Source organism: Proteiniclasticum sediminis (assembly GCF_018128025.1).
Taxonomy (GTDB): Bacteria; Bacillota; Clostridia; order Clostridiales; family Clostridiaceae; genus Proteiniclasticum; species Proteiniclasticum sediminis.
Map to the genome: position 1 here is coordinate 129,611 of NZ_JAGSCS010000005.1, position 23,430 is coordinate 153,040.

18 protein-coding genes and 1 tRNA gene are annotated in these 23,430 nt (G+C 53.4%); 15 read left to right on the forward strand and 4 right to left on the reverse strand.

Annotated elements, in window-relative coordinates; translation table 11 throughout:
- Window positions 1-8: 8 nt before the first annotated feature.
- Window positions 9-1,052, forward strand: a complete 1,044-nt coding sequence (locus KCG48_RS05825) for an ABC transporter substrate-binding protein (RefSeq protein ID WP_211800516.1) — start codon at window positions 9-11, stop codon at window positions 1,050-1,052.
- A 72-nt stretch (window positions 1,053-1,124) separates the two neighbouring features.
- Here the strand turns inward: KCG48_RS05825 and KCG48_RS05830 are convergent, their stop codons facing one another.
- A complete protein-coding gene (locus KCG48_RS05830) occupies window positions 1,125-1,538 on the reverse strand; it encodes a hypothetical protein (RefSeq protein ID WP_211800517.1) in 414 nt (137 codons plus the stop codon).
- A gap of 314 nt (window positions 1,539-1,852) precedes the next feature.
- Here KCG48_RS05830 and KCG48_RS05835 point away from each other — a divergent pair, with 314 nt between their 5' ends.
- From KCG48_RS05835 to KCG48_RS05890, 12 genes are all read left to right on the forward strand, one after another.
- Window positions 1,853-3,994 carry a TIM-barrel domain-containing protein gene (locus KCG48_RS05835; protein ID WP_211800519.1) on the forward strand — a complete coding sequence of 714 codons (2,142 nt, stop codon included), beginning with the start codon at window positions 1,853-1,855 and terminating at the stop codon, window positions 3,992-3,994.
- A 26-nt stretch (window positions 3,995-4,020) separates the two neighbouring features.
- The gene (malQ, locus tag KCG48_RS05840; protein ID WP_211800521.1) at window positions 4,021-5,499 is read left to right on the forward strand and encodes a 4-alpha-glucanotransferase; all 1,479 of its coding nucleotides are present in this window, start codon (window positions 4,021-4,023) and stop codon (window positions 5,497-5,499) included.
- 7 nt (window positions 5,500-5,506) lie between these two features.
- A complete protein-coding gene (locus tag KCG48_RS05845; RefSeq protein WP_408004702.1) occupies window positions 5,507-7,897 on the forward strand; it encodes a glycogen/starch/alpha-glucan phosphorylase in 2,391 nt (796 codons plus the stop codon).
- A gap of 110 nt (window positions 7,898-8,007) precedes the next feature.
- Window positions 8,008-8,211 carry a hypothetical protein gene (locus tag KCG48_RS05850; RefSeq protein WP_211800525.1) on the forward strand — a complete coding sequence of 68 codons (204 nt, stop codon included), beginning with the start codon at window positions 8,008-8,010 and terminating at the stop codon, window positions 8,209-8,211.
- Complete coding sequence (locus tag KCG48_RS05855) at window positions 8,208-9,548, forward strand: sugar ABC transporter substrate-binding protein (protein WP_211800526.1); 1,341 nt, start codon at window positions 8,208-8,210, stop codon at window positions 9,546-9,548. The genes KCG48_RS05850 and KCG48_RS05855 overlap by 4 nt, the downstream gene beginning before the upstream one ends.
- Window positions 9,549-9,654: 106 nt before the next feature.
- Window positions 9,655-10,134: a hypothetical protein gene (locus KCG48_RS05860; RefSeq protein WP_211800527.1), complete on the forward strand. Its 480-nt coding sequence runs from the start codon at window positions 9,655-9,657 to the stop codon at window positions 10,132-10,134.
- Window positions 10,131-12,212, forward strand: coding sequence for a carbohydrate ABC transporter permease (locus KCG48_RS14995; protein ID WP_211800528.1), 2,082 nt, complete (start codon window positions 10,131-10,133; stop codon window positions 12,210-12,212). Before KCG48_RS05860 ends, KCG48_RS14995 begins: the two co-directional genes overlap by 4 nt.
- Window positions 12,212-13,105 (forward strand): sugar ABC transporter permease, encoded by an 894-nt coding sequence (locus KCG48_RS05870; protein ID WP_211800529.1) that lies wholly within the window; start codon window positions 12,212-12,214, stop codon window positions 13,103-13,105. Before KCG48_RS14995 ends, KCG48_RS05870 begins: the two co-directional genes overlap by 1 nt.
- A 22-nt stretch (window positions 13,106-13,127) precedes the next feature.
- On the forward strand, window positions 13,128-14,213 hold the full coding sequence (locus KCG48_RS05875; protein WP_211800530.1) for an ABC transporter ATP-binding protein: 1,086 nt from the start codon (window positions 13,128-13,130) through the stop codon (window positions 14,211-14,213).
- 27 nt (window positions 14,214-14,240) lie between these two features.
- Complete coding sequence (locus KCG48_RS05880; RefSeq protein WP_211800531.1) at window positions 14,241-15,299, forward strand: LacI family DNA-binding transcriptional regulator; 1,059 nt, start codon at window positions 14,241-14,243, stop codon at window positions 15,297-15,299.
- 46 nt (window positions 15,300-15,345) lie between these two features.
- On the forward strand, window positions 15,346-17,091 hold the full coding sequence (locus KCG48_RS05885; protein ID WP_211800533.1) for a glycoside hydrolase family 13 protein: 1,746 nt from the start codon (window positions 15,346-15,348) through the stop codon (window positions 17,089-17,091).
- Entirely contained in the window at window positions 17,088-18,866 is a 1,779-nt protein-coding gene (locus KCG48_RS05890) for an alpha-amylase family glycosyl hydrolase (RefSeq protein WP_211800534.1), read from the forward strand. Before KCG48_RS05885 ends, KCG48_RS05890 begins: the two co-directional genes overlap by 4 nt.
- A 58-nt stretch (window positions 18,867-18,924) precedes the next feature.
- On the opposite strand, the gene KCG48_RS05895 is transcribed toward KCG48_RS05890, so the two are convergent.
- Both KCG48_RS05895 and KCG48_RS05900 read right to left on the reverse strand, forming a co-directional pair.
- Complete coding sequence (locus tag KCG48_RS05895) at window positions 18,925-19,764, reverse strand: phosphatase PAP2 family protein (RefSeq protein ID WP_211800535.1); 840 nt, start codon at window positions 19,762-19,764, stop codon at window positions 18,925-18,927.
- A gap of 127 nt (window positions 19,765-19,891) precedes the next feature.
- Entirely contained in the window at window positions 19,892-20,344 is a 453-nt protein-coding gene (locus KCG48_RS05900) for a GNAT family N-acetyltransferase (protein WP_211800536.1), read from the reverse strand.
- Window positions 20,345-20,816: 472 nt separating this feature from the next.
- On the opposite strand from KCG48_RS05900, the gene KCG48_RS05905 reads away from it, so the two are divergent.
- Complete coding sequence (locus KCG48_RS05905) at window positions 20,817-22,061, forward strand: ATP-binding protein (protein ID WP_211800537.1); 1,245 nt, start codon at window positions 20,817-20,819, stop codon at window positions 22,059-22,061.
- A gap of 86 nt (window positions 22,062-22,147) precedes the next feature.
- Here the strand turns inward: KCG48_RS05905 and KCG48_RS05910 are convergent.
- A tRNA-Leu gene (locus KCG48_RS05910) sits at window positions 22,148-22,234 on the reverse strand.
- 275 nt (window positions 22,235-22,509) lie between these two features.
- On the opposite strand from KCG48_RS05910, the gene glsA reads away from it, so the two are divergent.
- Window positions 22,510-23,427 carry a glutaminase A gene (gene glsA, locus KCG48_RS05915; RefSeq protein ID WP_211800538.1) on the forward strand — a complete coding sequence of 306 codons (918 nt, stop codon included), beginning with the start codon at window positions 22,510-22,512 and terminating at the stop codon, window positions 23,425-23,427.
- Window positions 23,428-23,430 lie beyond the last annotated feature (3 nt).

Below are 23,430 nucleotides of genomic sequence, written 5' to 3' on the forward strand. Positions count from 1 at the left end.
AGGATGCGATGAAAAGAATCCATAAGTTTATCAGTGCGGCCCTTCTGGCCGTGACGGGTCTGACCCTTTCCGCCTGCGGCGAAAAGCAGGAGACCATCAATGTCTACAACTTCGGCGACTACATCAACTTTGATGTGCTGGACCAGTTCGAGGAAGAGACGGGCATCAAGGTAAACTACGACACCTATGCCAACAACGAGGACATCTACATCAAGCTGAAGCAGGGCGGAAGCTCCTATGATGTGATCTTCATCTCTGACTACACCATTGAACGGGCCATCAAAGAGGAGCTCATCGTTCCCCTGAACTGGGACAATATTCCCAACAAGACGGAGATCGACCCCAAATTCCAGGATCTGGTTTTTGATCCCAAGAACGAGTACTCCGCCCCCTACATGTGGGGAACCTTCGGGATCCTCTACAACAAGACCGTGGTGAAGGAGCCTGTGACCAGCTGGGACATCCTCTGGGATGAGAAGTACAAGGATCAGATCCTCATGCTGGACAGCCAGCGAGACACCCTGGGCGTATCGCTTCTTCGTCTGGGCTACTCCATGAACACCCGCAATGTGGCGGAGCTGGAAGCTGCCCGGGACGAGCTCATCAAACAGAAGCCCCTGGTGTATGCTTACCTGGGCGATGACATCAAGGATGCTCTTATTGCCGGCGAAGGCGCTTTGGGCCTCGTCTGGAACGGCGATGCCATGTACATGATCGAGGAAAACCCCGATTTGGATTACGCCATCCCCGAGGAAGGCACCAATCTGTGGTTTGACTCCATGGTGATCCCCAAGAGCACAAAGAACAAGGAAGGTGCGGAGAAGTTCATCAACTTCATGCTGCGGCCCGACATCGCCGTGCAGAACGTGGACTACATCGGTTATTCCACCCCCATCACCAAGGCGGTGGAAATGCTGCCGGAGGAGATCCGCAATAATCCCATTGCCTACCCCTCCGATGAGGTTCTGGAAAAAACGGAGATCTTCCGCGATCCTTCCGATGTCCTCAGCCTCTACGACCGCATCTGGACGGAAGTTCTGTCCTCCAACTAAAAAAGTGAGCTGTCCCCCGGGGAAGATGTATCTTCTTCCCCGGGGGACAGCTCTTTTCATTCTTTGGAACGGTTAGTCCAGCTGCTTTCGCTTTTCCAGAAAACTATGGGCCAGGAGGAGGTGCACGGATGCCCACAGGGAAAGGAAGTAGTCCTGGCGCGTGAAGACGAGGCGGCGGTCCACCCGGACGTAGACCGAAATGGCCAGAAGAAGGGCAGTGATTCCAAAGAACAGGCCTGCGTAGAGGAGGGACTTTTTGGGAGAGTTTGTCACGTGGTTCATAACGAGAACGTGGAGGAAGTGGTCCGGCGAGGTCTCGGCGCATTTCATCGCCAGAAGGAGGACGAAGAGTCCCAGGAGGGTCAGAAGATGGCTGAGGCTTCCGGGATACTGATTTTCCCGAAAGAGGGAGAAGCCCAGAACCAGGAGGAAGAGGCCCAGGGTGAGTTCACCCCAGCGAAGGAGGAGGGGAGAGAATTTTTTCATATTCGGTCATCCTTTCTCAAATGCGTTTCCTGCCGTGGACACGGCAGGGGCCCCAGACCCTGGGTTTTTTCCGCAGGTCCTGGGGGATTATCGGTCAATGAATGCAGTATAGCGCATTTTTTCGAAGGCGAACCCCGAAGAAATTCGGGGTTTTGGAAGAAGAGTAAGCTTTTTTTGGAAGAAGTCTGCAGATGCCCCGAAAATCAAGGGGGGAGAAGGATTTTCCAAAAAAACCTTTACAAGAAATTTTTTTAATTCTATAATGAACGTAAGAATTAGTGCAAGCGGTTGCACAAAATGCACAGGAGGTTCCGATGAACACTTTTCGAATGACGAAACATGTGGTGGGATTTACCTTCGGGGAACCGGTGGAAACGGGGATCCTTATGGGGGCCAAGGAAAAAGTTTCCCTGAAGCTTCCTTTGGAAATCGCGCAAAAAGATGGACACAGCCGGTTTTCCTTCCCCCTCACTGAAAGGGACCGGGTCTACGGATTAGGGCCTAACTTGGGGGGCATCAACAAGCGGGGGAGAAAATACGAGTCCTACTGTACCGACGATCCGCTGCATCATGAGGACAAGACCACGCTCTACGGGGCCCACAACTTTTTCATCCTGGAGGATGATGATGTGGCCCGGGGTTATTTCATTGATTTTCCCTCCCGAATCCGCTACGATGTGGGCTTCACCAGCCAAAGCCAGTTCACCGTGGACATCTTCGGCGAAAACTTCACGCTCCTCGTCATCGACGGGGAGAACCTGAAGAGCATCGTCAAGAACTTCCATGAGGTCATCGGCAAACCCTATATGCCTCCCAAGTGGGGACTAGGCTATGCCCAGAGCCGATGGGGCTACAAGACGGCGGAGGATGTCCGACGGGTCCGCGAGGCCTTCGAGCGTCATGACCTTCCCTTGGACAGCATCTACCTGGATCTGGACTACATGGAGGATTTCAAGGATTTTTCCGTGTCGGAAGAGCGGTTCCCCAAGCTTCAGGAATTGAGCCAGGAGCTTCAGGAAACGGGTGTCCATCTGGTGCCCATCATCGATGCTGGAGTGAAGATCGAAGAGGGTTATGACATCTACGAAGAAGGCATTGCCGGTGATCACTTTGTGAAGAACGTGAAGGGGGAACCCTATGTGGCCGCAGTATGGCCGGGGAAAGTCCACTTCCCGGATTTTCTCCAGGAGAAAACCCAAACCTGGTTCGGGGAAAAGTACAAAGCCCTGACGGATCTGGGCATCGACGGCTTCTGGAATGACATGAATGAACCGGCCATCTTCTACGATGAAACCTCCCTCCAGGAAGGGGTGGAGGCAGCCATCAAGGCCCAGGGCGAAAACCTGGGGGTGTATGCCTTCTTTAACCTCCGGGACAAGTTCCAAAGCATCGGCAACAAAGACGAGTACTATCAGCGGTTCTTCCATGAGTTCCACGGAAAAACCTACAGCAATGAAGAGCTGCATAATCTCTACGGGTTCTATATGACCAAGTCGGCCTCCGAGGGCCTTCGAAAGATCCTGGGTAAGCGCTTTGTCCTCATTTCCCGGGCCTCGTCCATCGGGATGCATCGGTACAGCGGCATCTGGACGGGGGACAACAGCAGCTGGTGGAGCCATTTGTCCCTGAACCTGCGCATGCTGCCGGCCCTTAACATGTCGGGCTTCTACTATGTGGGTGCCGACACCGGCGGATTTGGCGGCAACGCCTACGGGGAGCTTCTCCTTCGCTGGCTGCAGCTCTCGGCCTTCACCCCTCTCCTCCGAAACCATTCGGCCCTGGGCTGTGCCCAGCAGGAACCCTATGCCTTCGGCACCGAGGTGGCGGAAAAAGCCCGGGAAATCCTTCGGGACCGCTATCGCCTGATTCCCTACCTCTACTCCGAAACCCTGAAAGCCTGGAAGGAGGGGGGACTCATGTTTACCCCCCTGGCCTTCGAGTTCTGGGGGGAGGAGGCGCAACACGCCGAGGACCAGATGCTTCTGGGCGAAGAGCTCATGATCTCTCCCGTGACCCAGGCCAATGCCGGCGGGCGGTATGTATACCTGCCTGAAGCCATGGCGGAGGTGACCTTTAAGGAGGATCAGGTGACCCTCACATTAGAGAAGGAAGGGGTCCGCTACATGAGCTATGCCTTAGACGAGCTGAAGTTCCACCTCAGGCGGAACCGCCTCTTGCCCTACGTTCCGCCGGCTTCCTCCACCCGGGATCTGGAGGTTTCCACCCTCCATGTGCTGGGGTATGTGGAAACGGAAGGGGAGTACGAGCTGCTGGATGATGACGGCATCTCCTACGGTTATGAGGATGAAAAAATGTACTCCACCCGCATCCGGGTCACCCGGGGCGAAGATGGGGTCAAGGTGGACGTGAAGAACACCCACCCCCACATCAAACGAATTCTGCTCACCATCCTCGATGGCGAGAATCATATTATGGAAAAGGAGGTGCTGGTTTAGATCCTGCGGGATTTGAACCAAATGTCATGAAAAGACGATCCAGTGGAATCCTGATGCACATCTCCAGTCTTCCCGGTCCCTACGGGATCGGCGATTTCGGAAAAGGAGCCTACGATTTTGTGGACTTTCTGGACCGGGCCGGCCAAAAAGACTGGCAGATCCTCCCTTTAGGCATCACCGGCTATGGGGACTCCCCCTACCAGAACTTCTCTGCCTTTGCGGGCAACCCCTACTTCATTGACCTGGATGAGTACCTCCAGGAAGGGTTCCTGGAAAAGGAAGAACTGGAGCTTCTCCCCTTGGGAGACGATCCGGAGCGGGTGGATTACGGCATACTCTACAAGAATAAAATGGAGCTTCTGCGCCGTGCCCATAAGCGCGCCCGCCGAAAACTCGGCGAAGAACTGACCAGATACTATGAAGAAGAGAAGCAATGGCTTCGGGACTACGCCCTCTTCATGGCCCTGAAGGCCCAGTTTGACGGACAGTCCTGGCTGAAGTGGCCCAAGGAGTATCGGGATGTCCATTCCCCGGCGGTGCTGGAGTTTGAGAAGACCCATGAGAAGGAAATCTTCTTCCATGTCTTTGTCCAGTACTCCTTCTTCAAGCAGTGGAAAAAGCTGAAAAGCTATGCCAACGACAAGAACATCAGCATAATTGGCGATATTCCCATCTATGTGGCCGAGGACAGCGCAGACCTGTGGGGAAACCCCCATCTCTTCAAAGTGGACGAGAACCTGGTGCCCATCACCGTGGCAGGATGTCCCCCCGATGCCTTCTCGGAAACGGGACAGCTCTGGGGAAACCCCATCTATGACTGGGAAGCCATGGAAAAAGATGGGTTTACCTGGTGGCTGAAGCGCATCCGCGCCAGCTTCGAGCTCTACGACATGGTTCGCATTGACCACTTCCGCGGCTTTGAAGCCTACTGGGAGATCAAGAACGGTTCGGAAAACGCCGTTCGGGGAAAATGGACTAAAGGCCCCAACGACAAGCTTTTTGCGAAGGTTCGCGAGGAGCTGGGCGAGCTGAACATCATCGCCGAGGATCTGGGCTTCCTCACGGAAGAAGTCTATGAACTCATCGGCAAAACCGGGTATCCCGGCATGAAGGTTCTGCAGTTTGCCTTCGATGCCCGGGAGGAATCCAACTACCTGCCTCACACCTATGACCGCAACTGCGTGGTCTACACCGGCACCCATGACAATGACACCATCATGGGCTGGTTCAAGAACGTGAAGTCCGAGGATCTCATCTATGCCGGCAAGTACCTGAAGCTCAGCTTCGAGGAAGGCATCAACTGGGGATTCATCCGGGGAGCCTTCAGCTCCGTGGCGGATCTTTGCGTCATCCCCATGCAGGACTTTTTGGGTCTTGGGGATGAGGCCCGCATGAATATTCCGTCCACCCTGGGAAACAACTGGGTTTGGAGGATGAAGAGCGATGCCCTCACCGACCGGCTGGCGGAGAAGATAGCAAAACTGACGAAAATGTACGGGAGATAAGAACATGATTAAGAAAGAATTACTGACAGCAAGGATGAGGGGTTACGCCCTCACCGGGTACGGACGAGAAGTGGCAGAGCTTACGGACAGCGAAAAGTTCAAGGTGCTGTCCAAGGCCCTCATGGAGGAGCTTCTGCCCAAATGGCGGGAATCTTTGGTTAAGTTTGATGGCCATAAGAAGGCCTACTACCTGTCGGCGGAGTTTCTCATGGGACGAGCCCTGTCCAACAACCTCCTCAATCTGGAAGTCCAGGGCGAGGTAAAGAGTATCCTGAAGGAACTGGGCATCGACTACAATGCCCTGGAAGAGGCGGAAGACGATGCAGGCCTCGGCAACGGCGGTTTGGGCCGCCTGGCCGCCTGCTTCCTGGATTCTGCCGCCACCCTGAACTATTCCCTCACAGGCTACGGCATCCGCTACAACTACGGAATTTTCCGGCAGACCTTTGTGGATGGACGCCAGGTGGAGGAAGGGGATGACTGGTTAAGAGATGGCGACACCTGGTCCATCCGTCGGGCGGATCAGCGGGTGAAGGTAGTCTTCAAGGACCAGACGGTTTATGCGGTCCCCTATGACACCCCCATCGTGGGCTTCGGCGGAGGCACCATCAACACCCTTCGTCTCTGGCAGTCCGAGGCTCTTCAGCCTTTTGACTTCCAGGCCTTCAACGATCAGAAGTACGATCGGGCGGTAAAGGAGAAAAATGATGCGGAGAATATTTCCAAGGTCCTTTACCCCAATGACTCCCTGGAAAAGGGAAAGATTCTGCGGCTGAAGCAGCAGTACTTCTTTGTCTCGGCATCCCTGCAGGACATGATCCGAAAGCACAAGGAAAACCATAAGGACTTTAAGGATTTCGCAAAGCTCCACGCGGTGCAGCTCAATGACACCCATCCGGCCGTGGCGATTCCGGAGCTCATCCGCCTTCTGGGCGAGGAGGGGGTTTCCTTCAAGAAAGCCTTCGCTCTGGCCACGGAGACCTTTGCCTACACCAACCACACCATCCTCAAGGAGGCTCTGGAGCAGTGGTCCGTGAAACTCTACAAGAAGATTCTGCCTGAGGTCTACAAGGTTATTGTGAAGATTGATAACCACCTGCGCAAGGAGCTGGTCCAAAAGGGACTCAGCACCGAGGAAATTGAAGAGTTTGAGATCATCCACAGCGGAAACATCCGCATGGCCTGGCTCTCCATTTACGGCACCCACTCCATCAACGGCGTGGCCCGGCTCCACACGGACATTTTGAAGGACACAGAGCTCCATGGCTGGTATGAACTCTACCCCCAGCGGTTCAACAACAAGACCAACGGCATCACCCAGCGTCGCTGGCTGCTGGAGTCCAATCCGGAACTCTCCGCCTTCATCACCAAACTTCTGGGCAGCGATGACTGGATCACGGATCTGGAAGAGCTGAAGAAGCTGAAAAAGTATGCCGAGGATGACGAGATCATCAAAGAGTTCATGGCCATCAAGAAGACGAAGAAGCGTCAGCTGGCGGACTACCTGAAGGTTCGGGAAGGCATCGCCGTGGATGAGAATGCCATTTTCGACATCCAGATCAAGCGGCTCCATGAGTACAAGCGACAGCTCCTTAATGCCTTCCATATTCTTTACCTCTACCACAAGATTAAGGAGAATCCCCAGATGGAGATCACCCCCCGGGTGTTCCTCTTCGGTGCCAAGGCCGCACCGGGCTATGTCCGGGCCAAGGCCATCATCCGGTTCATCAACGCCATCGGAAAGATGGTTAATGAAGATGCCGATGTTCGGGGACGTCTGAAAGTGGTCTTTGTGGAAAACTACGGCGTTTCCTATGCCCAGCGTCTCTTCCCCGCAGCGGATATCTCCGAGCAGATTTCCACCGCCGGCAAGGAGGCTTCCGGCACCGGCAACATGAAGTTTATGCTCAGCGGAGCCCCCACCATCGGCACCTTCGACGGGGCCAATGTGGAGATCGTGGAAGAAGCGGGCCTTTCCAACAACTACATCTTTGGACTCACCGTGGAGGAAATTGAAGAACTAAAGGGCCACTACAACCCGGCCAAGGAACTAAAGAAGAATCCGGCACTGAAAAAGGTTGTGGATTCCCTCATCGACGGAACCTTTGAAGAAGTGGTTTCCCCGGAGTTCCAGGAACTTCATGATGCACTGCTCCTGGGCGCCTCCTGGCATGCTCCGGACAACTATTTCATCATCCGGGATTTCCAGGCCTATGTGGAGGCTCAGGAAAGGGTAGCCCAGGACTTTACGAAACCCCTGGAATTCTACCGCAAGGGCTTCATCAATATGGCCTCGGCCGGAAAGTTCTCCTCGGACAGAACCATTGAGGAGTATGCCCGGGAGATCTGGAAAATCGAGAGCATCGACACCCCGAGAAAAGCCCGGCGGATCGTCTAAAGACAACCCTTCGGCAGGTTTTGGAATTTGAAAATTCAGAAATCAAGTGCAAGCGATAGCATGAAATTTTCGCCAAAATCTGCCGAATTTCCATTTTTTGTCTAGCCAAAATGGAACAACTGCGCTATAATAAAGAAGTAAAGCGTTTTCATTTTGGATTTTGTGCAAGCGTATGCACGGAAAAGGGACTCCACTCCTTAAAAAGAGGGGGCAAACTCTCCGGGAATACGCTGGTTCAAGACCACGATGGTAAACGGTTACTCACTTTACTATATACACAAGAAATATATAAAGTATTAGGAGGAAAAAAATGAAGAAAATCACAAGTCTAGTTCTGGCACTGCTGTTGTCCATCTCAGTTGCCGCCTGCGGACAGAAGACCCCCTCGGAAACCCCAGCAGAGACTCCTGCCGAAACTCCGGTGGAAACCCCCGCTGAAGGCGGACTGAAGGGATCCATCACCGTTCAGGCCGAGGAAGGCTGGAAGAGCTACTATGAAGCCGCCATCGCCCGATTCGTCAAGAATAACCCCGATGCCAAGGTGCAGCTGATCGTATCTCCCTCCTTCGATATGCTGGATGTCCTGGATAAGACAGCTCCTGACAATGCAGACGTGGCTGACGTGTTCTCTATCCCACTAGACAGACTCTATGGTTTGGCAAAGAATGAAGCGCTGGCTGCCATTGATGCCAAAGCCATTGCAGACAAGGTTGGCGGATTTGCCAACTATGACAAGGGTCTGGGCGGAAGCTTCAGCATCGACGGAGACTATCTGGCCTTCCCCATGAACATTGAAACCCTTATTGCCTTTGCCAACACTAAGAATGCGGCCGCTGCAGGAATTGACCTGACCAAGACCGTTGAGCTCAACGACAAGAAGACCGAAGTGCTCATCCCGATGTTTAACGCCTGGTTTGGCGTAGCCGTTCTCAACTCGACTAATATCGAGCTTTTAAATGAGAAAGAAGATGGAACCCTGTATTCTGACTTCACGGCAGAATGGAAAGATCTGCCCGCGGAGAAGCAGGCTACTGTTACCGCCATCTACGAGTACTGGAAGGCCATCAATACGGCCGGAACTCCCATGTGGGATGATAGTGCAGCATGGGGCTACATGGACAGCCAGTTCACCACCGGCGGAAATGCCAGCCTGAGAATTTCCGGACCCTGGGATACCGGTTCCTTCTCTAAGCAGGCTGGCGAAGGCGCTGACCTGGACATTCTTCCCGTCGGATCCATCACTGTTGGTGGCAAGCCGCTGAAGCACTGGAAGAGTGCATGGGGCCTGGCTGTTAACGTAAGAAATGAAGGCGACGAAGAGAAAATGGCTACGGCGGAAGGATTCATCGCTGAACTGATGAACACCGATTACGCTGTAGACTTCTTCAAGGCTACAGGAAAGATCATGGAAAACGTTACCGCCGATACCTATCTGAAATCAGACCTCTCCGATTCGGACAAACTGGTTATCGAAAATGTGTGGGCTTCTTATGAGGGTGCTGTGGCAAGACCACTGGTGACTGAGTATGGAAAAGTATGGGATACCTGGAAGAATGCTCTTCTGTCCTGGAACTCTGTAAAGCCAGCTAACGCTGAAGCCGCATACAAGGAAATCAAAGCAGCATTCGATGCCATGATGCTGAACTTCTAAAAAGTAAGACAGAGAGAAAGAGAGGCTGTGATGGCCTCTCTTTTGTCTAAAAATCACCCTTGGGTGAACCCGAGGAACCCATGCCCAAGGGCAGGAAAGGACGACAATGCGTAAAGACAAAGAATTTCCGGCAAAAACCTTGAATCTGCTTCTCCTCATCACCGGCATCCTCATCCTCCTCCATTCCGTGGAAGTACTCATGCGGGTGAAGGATGTGGACGTCTATGAGAACTGGCAGAAGGCCGTCCTCGCTTCGGGGGTTTATCCCGAAGGAATCACCCCCAGTTTCAGCGACTATGTGGGCGCCGAACTGTTCCGGTATTTTTTCCGGATCGCCATCCCCATGGCTTTCGGGCTCTATACCTTTCTGACCGCGAAAAAACTCGGGGTCAGTGCACTGTATCTCTTCGTTTGGACGGTGACCCTTTTTGGCGGAATGGCTTATACCTTCTTTGAACTGAATTTTAGTTCCTTATTTTATTACCTGATCATCGCTGGATATCTGGTGCTGATCATCACGCTACTCTCCTTAACGGGAGAGTCGAAGAGCAAAAGAAATCACAAAGGTGGAGAGAGATCGTGGTGAAGTATAGTAAACTCCTGGTTGACGACATCGGGCGGACCTATGAGCGGAAGAACCGCTATCTTCAGGAAATTGCCACCCTGGAAGAGAAGATCCGGGAAGCGGCCCCTGGAGAGAAGAACAATTGGAAAACTCAGCTGAAAGAATTGATAAGCCAAAAGAATACTCATCCCTACAATGTGGCGCTGGCAGATTTTCTGCGCAAGGAGCGTCATTTCAAGGCTGAACAGAAGGCCTTGGTCGAAGAATTTGCCAAAACCCTGGATAAGGGCCTTTCCCCGGAAGTGCAAAGCTTGGAAAAGCGCAGAAAAGGGGCTGCCCTGGCCGAGGAATTTTATCGGGAATTCCGGGAGCTCTCCTATGATGCGGATTATGCCTACAAGGAAGCCTCCATCGAGCTGAAACTCCTCCCCAGCATCATCTGGAACATCCAGAGGCTGGAAGGAGAACTGCGCGATGCCCAGCTGGATTATCCGGAAGGAAATGCCGAGGAAATCCGGAAGAACATTGAAGCCTTCAAAGGCGAGCAGAAGGCTCTCCTGGATCAGAAAACCGCTGCGTTGAAGCAAAAGCGCAGTGCAGGGCTTATCTCGGAAAAGGCCCTGAAGAACGGCATCGGCGAACTGAAAAAAGACTACAAGTACCTGACCATGATCAAAACCTACGAGGACCCGGAAAAGGCCAAGCGGGAACTGGTGAAGAGCAAGAAGTACGAACTGAAAAACTATATCCGGGTGAACAAGCGGATTCTCAATGCGGATATTGCCGATGCTCGGCGAAACACCCCCGTGGAAGTGACGAAGACCCTGCCCGTGAATACCGCCCTGTCCTTCCTCTTTCCCGGTTTGGGGCAGATTCTCAACAAGCAGTATGTGAAGGCCCTGTTCTTTTTCCTGGGCCTCGTCTTCATCTATGCCATCGCCATTCCCTATGCCTTGGGCTACGGCAACTATCAGGGCAAAGGCATTGCCGGACTCATCAGTCTGGCGGCAGGGGGCAAGCGGGTGGATAAATCCCTGATCTTCATGATTGAGGGCATCATCGCCATCTTCCTTCTCATTTTTGCCCTGGGGATGTACCTGGTGAACTTCTTCGACGTCAAGGGCGTGGAGAAGGGCATGATCAAGGGGATCCGTCCCAAGAACTGGTATGAGACCCGCACGACCATCGAGGATGAGGGGTTCCCCATCCTGGTTTCCATGCCGGCTCTGGTGGTCACGGTATTCATTGTCCTGGTGCCCATCATGACGGCCATTCTCCTGTCCTTTACGGGCATGGATCCCAATCGGCAGTCCAAGTTCCCCTGGGTGGGCCTCACCAACTACAAGCTCATTGCCTTGGGGCAGGGCCTGGCGGGCTCCGTATTCTGGCAGATTTTTGCCTGGACCCTCATCTGGACCGTCTGTGCCACGACCCTGGCCATTGCCATTGGCTTTGGCCTGGCCCTCATCGCCAACAATCCGCGGATCCGGTTCAAGGGATTCTTCCGTCTGGTGTATCTGCTCCCCTGGGCCGTACCGGCCTTCATCACCATCATGTTCTTCAGCATCATGTTCTCCAATACAGGTGCCCTGACCCAAATCGTGAAGAATGTGTTCAACGTCACCATCGACTTTAAGAACGACACCCTCTGGACCCGAACGATCCTGATCTTCCTCCAGGGGTGGCTGGGCAGTTCCTATGTGTTCCTCCTGTCCACCGGTGTTCTCCAGGCGATTCCGGAAGACCTCTACGAGGCAGCGGATATCGATGGCGCCAACACCTGGCAGAAGACGAGGAGGATCACCCTCCCCATGGTGCTGTTCCAGACGGCACCGCTTCTGGTGACCCAGTATACCTTCAACTTCAACAACTTCTCCATTATCTACCTGTTCAATGGAGGAGGTCCCTTTAATCCGACGAAATACGGAAATCTGGCCGGTTCCACGGATATCCTGATTTCCTACATCTATAAGCTCACCATGGATAATCAGTACCAGGCCGTGGGCGCAGCCATCACCATCGTCATATCCCTGGGCCTCATGTTTGTGGCTTTCCTGGGCTTTAGAAATTCCAAGGCGTTCAAGGAGGAGAGACTGTAATGAAGAGATTTGGAAAAAAGAAAGAGCTCTACCTGTCTGACCGTCAGCCCCTGACACCCCTGGGCGTAGTGCTTCTCATCGTGAGCTACCTGATCCTCTTCGGCTGGGCCTTCATCATCATCTGGCCCCTGACGAACATGGTCATCTCCGCCTTCAACGGCAAGCAGGAGAAGTACCTCATCCTGAACAGCATCTATGAGTTCTCCTTCAAGCACTTTCGATATCTGTTTGAAGAGACCCTGTACCTCACCTGGGTGAAGAATACCATCCTCATCGCCGTGGTCACGGCGCTCCTCACCCTCCTCATCGTCTCCTTTACGGGTTACGCCTATTCGCGTTTCCGGTTCAAGGGGAGAAAGGCCAGCCTCATGGCCATCATGCTCATTCAGACCATTCCCACCTTTGCGGGAATCACGGCATATTACACCCTCCACTCCATCGTGTCCGATGTGGTGCCGGGATTCAGCCGGCAGATGATGCTGATCCTCATCTACGCCGGAGGCGGTATTGCCTCCAACACCTTCATCCTGAAGGGATACATGGACTCCATCTCCACGGAGCTGGATGATGCGGCGAAGATCGACGGCTGCTCCAACATGCAGGTGTACCGACTCATCATCATGCCCATTGTCCGCCCCATGCTGGCCATCATCGCCCTGTGGTCCTTCATCGGACCGTTCATGGACTATCTGCTGCCGAGGGTTCTGCTCACCAGTCCGGAGTCCTATACCTTGGCCGCTGGGCTCTATACCCTCATGAACAACCGGGAAACCTTGAATCAGCCGGCCTTCGCCGCAGGAGGTCTGCTCACGGCCATTCCCATTGTTATCCTGTTTGCGGCGCTGCAGAAGCAGCTGATTTCAGGATTGTCCCAGGGTTCCGTCAAGGGCTAGCCGAAGAAGAGGAGGAATTGAGATGAAAGTTGTATTAAACAATATTGGTAAAAAATATGAGGGCCGCGAGGACTTCACCCTGCGCAACATCGACCTGGAGATCGAATCCCAGGACTTCTGCGTAATCCTGGGCCCCTCGGGCTGCGGAAAAACCACGCTGCTTCGCATGATCGCGGGCCTAAACTCCATCAGCGAAGGGGACCTCTATTTCAACGACAAACGCATGAACAAAGTGCCGTCCAAGGACCGGGACATCGCCATGGTGTTCCAGAGCTATGCCCTGTATCCCCACATGACGGTCTATGACAATATGGCCTTCTCCTTGGCCATGCGCCGGGAGCAGAAGAGCGTCATTGACGCCCGGGTGCGGGAAGCGGCAGAGCTTCTCCAGATCACGAACTACCTCCACTCGAAGCCCTCGGATATTTCCGGCGGACAGCGTCAGCGTGTGGCCCTGGGCCGCGCCATGGTCCGAAAACCCAAGGTTTTCCTCATGGACGAACCCCTGTCCAATCTGGACGCCAAGCTTCGAGAACACATGCGGGTGGAACTGGTTCGCCTCCACAAGTCCCTGGGCACCACCTCCATCTACGTCACCCACGATCAGACGGAAGCCATGACCATGGCCACGAAGATCGTCCTCATGAATGAAGGAAAGATCCAGCAGGCGGGAAAACCCGAGGAGTTCTACAACAAGCCGGCCAACCTTTTTGTGGCCCGCTTCATCGGCTCGCCCACCATGAATATCTTCCAGGGCCGCATTGAGAATGGACAGTTCTTTGCAAAGGACAACCTCTTCAAGGTAAGCCCCAGTGCGGCAGATGCCGAAGCGGTTAAAGCCTTTGAAGGACAGCCCGTATCCCTGGGCATTCGTTCCGAGCGCTTCCTCACCACGGCCACAGACGAGAATGTGGAAGTTCGGGTGGATGTGGTGGAAATGCTGGGCAAGGAGAAGATCCTCTACGCCAACCTCATTTCCGGCGACGAACTGGTCATTTCCGTTCCGGGTCATCTCCATTTCGAAGAAGGCCAAAGCTACAAGTTCGGTTTGGATCAGGGGGCACTGCACTTCTTCTCCACCGAGACCGGCGAACGAATCAACATTTAATCATCCCAGGAGCAAAAGGAGCGCAGCATGGTGAAGAAGACAACCCATATGACGGTGAAGGATGTGGCGGAGAAGGCGGGGGTTTCCCCCTCCACAGTCTCCCGGGTCATTTCCAATCACCCGAAGATCAGTGAGGAAACCAAAGAAAAAGTTTTAAAAATCATGGATGAACTGGGCTACTACCCCAATGCCATTGCCCGGTCTCTGGCCAGCAAAAAGACCGGAACCATCGGGGTCATCCTGCCCAACCGTTCCGAGGATCTCCTCTTGAACCCCTTCTTCCCGGAAGCGCTGCGAGGCATTCTCAAGGGGGCGGCAGCCTTTGGCTATGACGTTCTCCTGTCCACCAGCACGGAAGGGAAGAATGAGATGGAGATCGTAAAGACCTTCATCCGCAGCTCCAAGGTGGACGGCATCGTCCTCATGAGCTCCTCCGTGGGGGATGAGAGCCAGGCTTATCTCAACAACATTGATTTTCCCTATTCCCTCATCGGTTCCCCCTATGACCACAAGGAACGGGTGAACCATGTGGACAATGACAACTATATGGCCGCCTATGAACTTACCACCTATCTCAGCATGATTGGCCGAAAGCGCATCGCCCTCATCGCCGGGGAAATCGGCCAGATGGTGACCATGAAGCGTGTGGAAGGGTATCAGAAAGCCCTCATGGAGAGCAATATCCCCTATGACGAGCATCTGCTCTTCACGGGAAAGTTCGATGAGGAAACGGGATACACCTATGGGGCAGCCATCCTGGATATGACCCCCAGGCCCGACGCCATCATCATCACCGACGATCTCATCGCCTTCGGGGCGGTGAAGGTCTTCCAGGGGGCCGGGGTGAGGATCCCCGAGGATATGGCCATCGCCAGCTTCAACAACAGCATTTTGTCCCGGTATTCGGACATTCCCCTCACCAGCGTGGAGATTAACTCCTTTGAGCTGGGCTACGAATCCGTGAACCTTCTCGTCCAGTCCATTGACCAGGGAGTCCGGGGAAACAAGGTCATCATTCCCTACACCATCGTCAAACGGCAGTCCACGGAAGGCCATGACCCGCTTTTACCGTCACCGGTGTCATAGAGTTTCTATGGCACCTTTTTTAAAGCACAGCATTTTTGGAGGACCCATGAAGAGACACGCATTGCACCATGCCACCACCGTCCCCTATGCCTACGGCCGGGACAAAGATCATCTCTTTCTTCGGCTTCGCACAGCGAAGGACGACGCGAAGAGTGTCCGGGTATTTTACCGGGACCGCTACCATTTCCGAAAACCCTTCCTGCTTCAGAACCTAGAACTTCGTCACACCACCCCGGACTTCGACTACTACGAGGTGGTCATCGCCCTACCCCGGAATCGCTACGCCTACTATTTCGAGATCCAGGACCGGGAGGGGAAGCGCTACTATTATGATGAGCGGGGCATCCGGGAACACCGGAAAAGTCCCATGAAGCCCTTCCAGTTTCCTTACCTGGCCCCGGAGGATCTGTATCCCGGGGAAGACTGGCTGAAGGAAGCCGTGTGCTACCAGATCTTTCCGGACCGGTTCCGCAAAGGAGAAGGGGACGCCCAGCCCTGGAGAGAAGGGGAGCTACGTCCCTGGGACTCCCCCGTGACGAGCAAGGGCTTTTATGGCGGCAATCTGGCGGGAATCCGGGAAAAACTTCCCTATCTGGAGGAGCTGGGGGTTACCCTCCTCTACCTGACCCCGGTGTTTGAATCCAGCTCCAACCATAAGTACAACACCAAGGATTATCTTTCCATCGATCCCCACTTTGGCACCTTAGGGGAGTTTCAGCGCCTGGTCAAGGAATGCCATGACCGGGGGATCCGGGTGGTCCTGGATGCGGTGTTCAACCACACGGGACTGGACTTCTTTGCCTTCCAGGATCTTCTGACACGGCAGGAGGCTTCGCCCTATGGAACCTGGTATCATCCCGATGCCTACCCCGTGTCCCGGGAGAAGATCAACTACTATACCTTCGCCCACGGCATCGCCCATATGCCGAAACTCAATCTTGGCGAGGCAGAGGCCCGGGCCTACTTCCTCCATGTGGCCCGGTACTGGATCAAAGAGGCGGATGTGGACGGCTACCGGCTGGATGTCTGCGATGAACTGAGCCATGACTTCCTTCGGGATCTTCGCCGGGCGGTGAAGGAAGAGAAGGCCGAAGCAGTGCTCATCGGGGAAATCATGCATGAGGCGGAGGCTTTCCTGGACGGCCGGGAACTGGATGCCATCATGAACTATCCTTTTCGGGATGCGCAGGTGGACTTCTTTGCCAAGGATCATCTCACGGCGGAAAGCTTCACGGGCCTTCTCCAGGAACAAAATGTCCGCTACCGGGAAGAGATAGTGGACCAGATGTGGAACCTTCTGGGCAGCCACGATACCCCGCGGTTTCTCACGGAAGCCGGGGGAGACAAGGCGAAGCTGAAACTGGCGGCAGCCTTCCAGTTCCTTTACCGGGGTGTGCCCTACATCTACTACGGGGACGAGGTGGGCCTTTCCGGAGGACGGGATCCCCTTTGCCGGGGCACCATGCCCTGGGATCCCGAGAAGCAGGATTTGGACCTCTACGGGTTCCACCAGTTTCTTGCCCGTCTTCGCAAAACCCATGGGGTCCTGGTGCGGGGCACGGTGGAATTTCCGGAGGTCCGGGAAAAAGCCTTTATCCTCGCCCGAAAAGATGACCAAGAGGAAATCCTGGCCCTCTTTAACCGAGGCACTGCCCCGGAAGACTTTTCTTCCGCCCTGATGACGGACCATGAACCCTTGGGGAACTTCCCGAGCCCCCAAAGAGGGGTGGTCCCGCCGCTTGGGCTCTTGCTTTACAGACGACCCATCACCAACGAGGAGGATCAGCCATGAACAGCACGTTAAAAAAGATCGCTGCTGCCCTTTTGGCCGCCCTTTTTCTCACCGCCTGCCAGGGCGGGGGAAAAGAGGAGTACCAGACCCCGGCGCCGGTTTTTTCCTATGAGAATGCCACCATCTATTTCGCCATGACGGACCGGTTCTACGATGGGGATCCGTCGAAGAACAATTCCTATGGCCGAGCCACCGTGGATTCCCACGGCAAGGACATCGGCACCTTCCATGGCGGGGATATTCCGGGGCTCACGAAGAAGCTGGAGGAAGGCTATTTTGAAAAGCTGGGGGTCAACGCCATCTGGATCACGGCGCCCTATGAGCAGATCCACGGCTACGTCGGGGGAGGTCCCGAAGGGGACTTTGCCCATTACGCCTTCCATGGCTACTATGCCCTGGACTGGACCATGATGGATCGGAGCATGGGCACAGTGGAAGAGTTCCGGACCTTTGTGGATACGGCCCATGCCCAGGGGATCCGGGTCATCATGGATGTGGTCATGAACCATGTGGGCTATCCCAATCTCCAGGACATGCTGGATTTTGGCTATGGAAATGTCACGGGGACCGCGGAGGAGCATGCTGTGGAAGCGGAAGAAACCTTCTTCGACTATAAGAAGTATGTGGACTACCGCGATGCGGAGGCCTTCCAAAACTTCTACGGAGACTGGGTCCGGGCGGATCTTCCCGGGTACAATCCTCCCGGAAATACGGAGATCACCATGGCCCTGGCCGGGCTTCCCGATGTGCGGACGGAGGTTCGGGATAGTCTAGGCCTGGCCCCCCTTCTCGCCACGAAATGGGCCCAGGAGGACCAGGAGGATGAACCCTGGATCGTTCCGGCGGCCAAAAAGTACCGTCAGGAGCTTCCCCTGTCTCCGGCGGGCTACATTTCCGCCTGGCTCAGTGCCTGGGTGGAGGAGTTCGGCATCGACGGCTTCCGCATCGATACCGCCAAACATGTGGAGGTGGAGCGCTGGAAGGAGCTGAAAACCTTAACCAGTTCAGCCCTGAAGACTTACCGGGAAAAGCATCCGGAGAGCCCCGCAGCGAAGTTCACCGAGGATTTCTTCTTCATGGGCGAGGTCTGGGGCCATGGGATACTGAAGGACTACTACTTTGACAACGGCTTTGATGCCCTCATTAACTTTACCTTCCAGGGGCTGAAGAAGGATGGACCGGCATTCTTAAAGAAGAACCAGAATAGCGTGTACCAAAAGTACGCCGAGGTTCTGAATACCGATGAAGACTTTAATGTGGTGAGCTACATTTCCCAGCATGACACGAACCTCTATCCCCGGGAAAAGCTCATGAAGGGAGGCACGGATCTTCTCCTTCTCCCCGGGGCCGTCATGGTGTTTTACGGGGATGAGACGGCCCGGCCCATGGGCGATGGGGGCTCTGACCCCACTCAGGGCACCCGGTCCTCCATGAACTGGGACAGCATCGACGAGAAGGTCCTCCAGCACTTCCAGAAGCTGGGGTCCTTCCGAAACCGCAACATCGCTGTGGGAGCGGGGGAGCACAAGATGCTCAGCGAGGAGCCCTATGTGTTCCAGCGCAGCTATGACCGAAATGGCGTGAAGAACACGGTCCTCGTCTATCAGGGAGCTCCTGGTGCTGTGACCCTCTCCGTGGAAGGGGCCTTTGCCGAAGGATCCTTTGTGCGGGACGCCTATGCGGGATCGGTGATGACGGTGAAGGATGGCAAAATTACCCTTACCGTGGATGAGGCAGGACTTTCGCTGCTGGAAGCCGTGGAACCCGTGAAGTAAGAAAACACCAGGATCCATAAAAAACTCCTGACCAAATCACCTTTGGTCAGGAGTTTTTTTAGCAGAAGAACCGTCGCCGCAGAGCGCGGAAGGTTTGGGGGTAGAGGCCCAGGGCAAAGAAGGTGACGAGGAGATAACGCAGCCCGTCAAAGAGCAGCTTCTCGGGAAAGAGGAGCTTCAGTCCTTCCTTCAGGGCAAAGAGCAGGAGCACCCCCAGGAGATAGCGAAGGGTCTTTTCCCCTGGCCGGCCATCATTGTCAAATTGGACGAAGGCCTTTTCATAGAGAAGACCCAGGACACAGCCCATGTAAGCGCCAAAGGCTTTGACGAAGTCCGGGGAGCTTTTCCAGAAGAGGAAGGGAAGAAACACAAGAAAGATCAGGGCATAGAGATAGCGGGGGTTGAGAATCCGGTGGAGCTTCGCCATACACCAGGCCGTGGCGATGCCCAGGAGAAGACCTACGAGAACATCCTTGGGATAGTGAAGTCCGAGGTAGAGTCGGGAGTAAGCCACCAGCGCCATGAGAAGGCCAGCAAGGAAGGCGTCCCGCTTCTTTTTCCGCCGAAGGGCCAGGGCGGTGCCCAGGGAAGCGGCCCCCTGGGCATGACCCGAGGGGAAGGCTTTTCCTGTGGCGGTTTCCACCCGGAGGGAGCGGATGCCTTTTTCCCCGATGGGACGGGCGAAGCTGAAGAGCTCCTTCAGGGCATTATTGAGGAGAAGGCTGGTAAAGGCCGTGAGGGCCAGAATTTCGCCGAAGCGCTTATCCACGTTCCAGTAGAGGAGAGCCATGAGGGGAATGAGCACAATTTCTTCCCCCAGAAGGGTGATGAGCTGAAAAAAGATGTCCAGGGCAGGATGGGAAAAGCTTTGAAGGGCACGTAAGATGTCGAGTTCCATAATTTCCTCACCATGATTTATTATTGCTATGTCTCCATTATAGCTGAAATATTGTGCTTTTCAACTCAAGGAAAAGAAAAAACCTTGCAAGGCAAGGTTTTTAGGATTTAAACTATGGATTCCTCGTTTAGAGGGGACAGGCATAGATGCGGGAGGTTTCTCCCCAGGGATGGTAGCCCTCGGCGAGATAATGAAAGCCAAAGCGCTCATAGTAGCCCACATGATCCGTGCAGAGATAGAGGGTATCAAATCCCGCTACCCGGGCATCGGTTTTGGCTTTCTCGAGGAGAAGGGAAGCGAGGTTTTTTCCCCGATAGTCCTCTTCAATGTAGAGGGCGCAGAGCCAGGGCCAAAGATCCATACGGCTGATGAAGTCATTGGGGATGAGCCCTGCGCAGCCAATGATGGTTTCGCCTTCCAGAAGAAGGTACCAGTGGGGCAAGGAGCTTTTCGTATCCAGGGCATGGGTGATGCAGTCCTCATAGACCCTGCGGCTGTTTTCCGTGGCCCAGCGCTTTTGAAAATAAGCGATGGCCTGGGGGGCGTATTCCGGGTGTTCCCGAAGAGAGATTAAGGTCATGGCAGTTTCCTCCTGCATGAGATTGATGGTGAATAGAAAGAAATTAACTGAATGCTTTTCATCTACGTCGTCTTATGGTTAACCGATCGAAAAAGCTGGGGAGAAGGGAATCCATTCAAAGATTTCTCTGATCAGAGATAGGTCATCGGTGACTTTCTCTCGGTTTATTTGAGGATGACATTTTGCGGGTCATTACTTTAAGATTGCAGGGAATTAAGGCTTGAGGTAAAGTTTAGTCTAGTTTCATTATACTGATGGTTTTGATTTTTTGCACACTCTTAATCTTGACCAGATAGTCTTCCTTAGTCACTAGTTCCCCATAGGTGGAACAGGTGAGCAAATACAAGCGCTGAAAAAAAGTGGCAGTATTGCCGAAAATTTTCACTGAAGGCTTGAATCGAACCTCAATATACCCTATCATTTAGGTGAAGAAAAGTGGCAAATTTGCCAAATTAATTCATTGAGGTGGAAGATGAAGGAAGTCAGTAGAGAAATATACCTGAACAGACTGATCAGTAAACGTGAAAATGGGATGATTAAAGTCATCACGGGAATCAGAAGATGTGGGAAATCTTATCTGCTTGATCCGCTGTATAAAAATTACCTGCTATCCGAGGGCGTTTCGGAAGACCATATTATTAAAATTGAACTGGATAGAGCAACCAATAGAAAGTATCACCACAATGCTGAAGAATTTGAGCAGTATATTTATTCTCTGATCAAGGATGAAGCCATGCACTATCTCATTTTGGACGAAATTCAGCTTGTGGAGGGATTCGAACTAATCCTTAGTGGCTTATTGTACGAAAAAAACCTCGATGTCTATGTGACCGGAAGCAACTCAAAATTTCTATCCACGGATTTAATCACGGAATTTCGTGGGCGAGGTGATCAGATTCAAATGAACTCATTTTCTTTTTCGGAATACTACTCAGCAGTCCAGGGCGATAAGAATAAATGCTGGAGAGAGTACATCTCCTACGGAGGAATGCCTTTGCTTCTGTCCCAGAAAACGGATGAAGAGAAATCCAAATACCTAAAAGATCTATTACAACAGGTCTATTTTAAGGATATTGTTGATCGCTATAAAATTAAAAGGCTGGATGTTCTTGATGCGATCACCAACATTCTTGCCTCATCCGTGGGTTCTCTGACAAATCCGAAAAAAGTTTATGACACGTTTAAAAGCCGTGGCGAAAAGGAACTGTCGCTGAATACTGTGAACGCCTATCTTTCCTATGTTGAAGACTCGTTCATTGTGCGTAAGGCTTGCCGATATGATCTGAAAGGACGAAAATACATCAGTACTCCACATAAATACTATTTTTCGGACATGGGACTTCGAAATGCGAAACTGAATTTCCGTCAGCAAGAAGAGTCGCATCTTATGGAAAACATCATCTATAATGAACTGGTGATTAGAGGATACAATGTTGATGTGGGGGTTGTGGAGATAAGAGAAAATAATAAGCGTATACAGACGGAGATTGATTTTGTCTGTAACGAAGGTAACAAAAAATATTATATTCAATCTGCATTAAATCTTGATACAAGAGAAAAGACGTTTCAGGAGTCCAGACCTCTCCTGCTTATCGAAGACAGTTTTAAGAAAATCATTATCGTAAAAGAGGATATCAAACCATGGTATACCGAGGAGGGGATTTTAGTGATGGGGATTTTCGATTTCCTGTTAAATCCTTCTTCACTTGATTTGTAAGGCAGCAAGAGGACCAGGAAGAATTCAGCGTGAAGAGAAAAAAGAATCCGCAGTAAATACCTGAGTATCTACTGCGGATTCTGCGATGGTGCCGGTGGCCGGGGTCGAACCGGCACGGTATCACTACCACGGGATTTTGAGTCCCGCACGTCTGCCAATTCCATCACACCGGCACGTATAGCTTACTTATCGATTTTAGCACAGCCAGGACGGGGAATGCAAGGGGAAGGATGAAAAATCCCGGCCTATGGACTGTGTAAACCGTGGGGAGGCCTTCGCGCTCTTCGAGGTCCCCTCTTTCGGGAATGAGCCGTCATTGACAGCTCACTTATGGAGAGGGCAGGCTTGCGGATCCAGAGAATTTCCTGTCCCCGTTGCCCGGGACGGCTTTTCCTGATACGCTGAAGGTAGCGTATGCCCCCATAGTCGGGGCAGAGGAGGAGAAGACATGGAAGAGCGGCTGAAGCGCTGTGTGGCGCTGGGCAAAGAAGCAGCAAAAGAGGGCCAGGTGGCCAGCTATATTCCGGAACTGAAGAAGGGAAATCCCGAGGATGTGGGGATCTGCATCGTGGATCTCCAGGGCAAAGTGTATGGGGCTGGAGAATTTAAGAAGAACTTCACACTCCAAAGCATCACGAAGGTGATCAGCCTTCTTTTGGCCCTGGAGGACCGGGGAGCGGAGGAGGTCTTTCGCCATGTCCATATGGAGCCCACAGGGGATTCCTTCAACTCCATCATGTCCTTTGAGGTGAAGAATCCGACGAAGCCCTTCAACCCCATGATCAATGCCGGTGCCATGGTGGTGAGTTCCCTGATCTTAGGGGACAGCCCCGAGGAAAGGATCCAGCGGCTTTTGGCCTTCACGGACCGCTTGTCAGGAACCCCGGGCCACGTCATCGACGAGCGGGTGTACCGCTCGGAAAAGGAAACCGGGGACCGCAACCGAAGCCTGGCCTACTTCATGAAGAGCACGGGGATCATGGAGGGCAATACGGAGGAAATCCTGGACCTCTACTTCATGCAGTGTTCCATTTTGGGAAACTGTCAGGATATTGCCGCCATGGGGGCGGTGCTGGCCTCCAACGGCCGTCATCCCTTCACCGGAGAGCGGATCCTGAAGAAGGAAAACGCCCGCATCGTCAAGACCATCATGACCACCTGCGGCATGTATGATGCCTCCGGGGAGTTTGCCGTATCCTGCGGCATTCCGGCCAAGTCCGGCGTGGGCGGTGGAATTTTGGGCGCAGTACCCGGGGTCCTGGGCGTGGGCACCTTTGGGCCGGCCCTGGACCGGAAAGGAAATTCTTTGGCGGGAATCCGGATGCTGGAATACCTGGCCCATGACATGGATCTGAGCATATTTTAACCC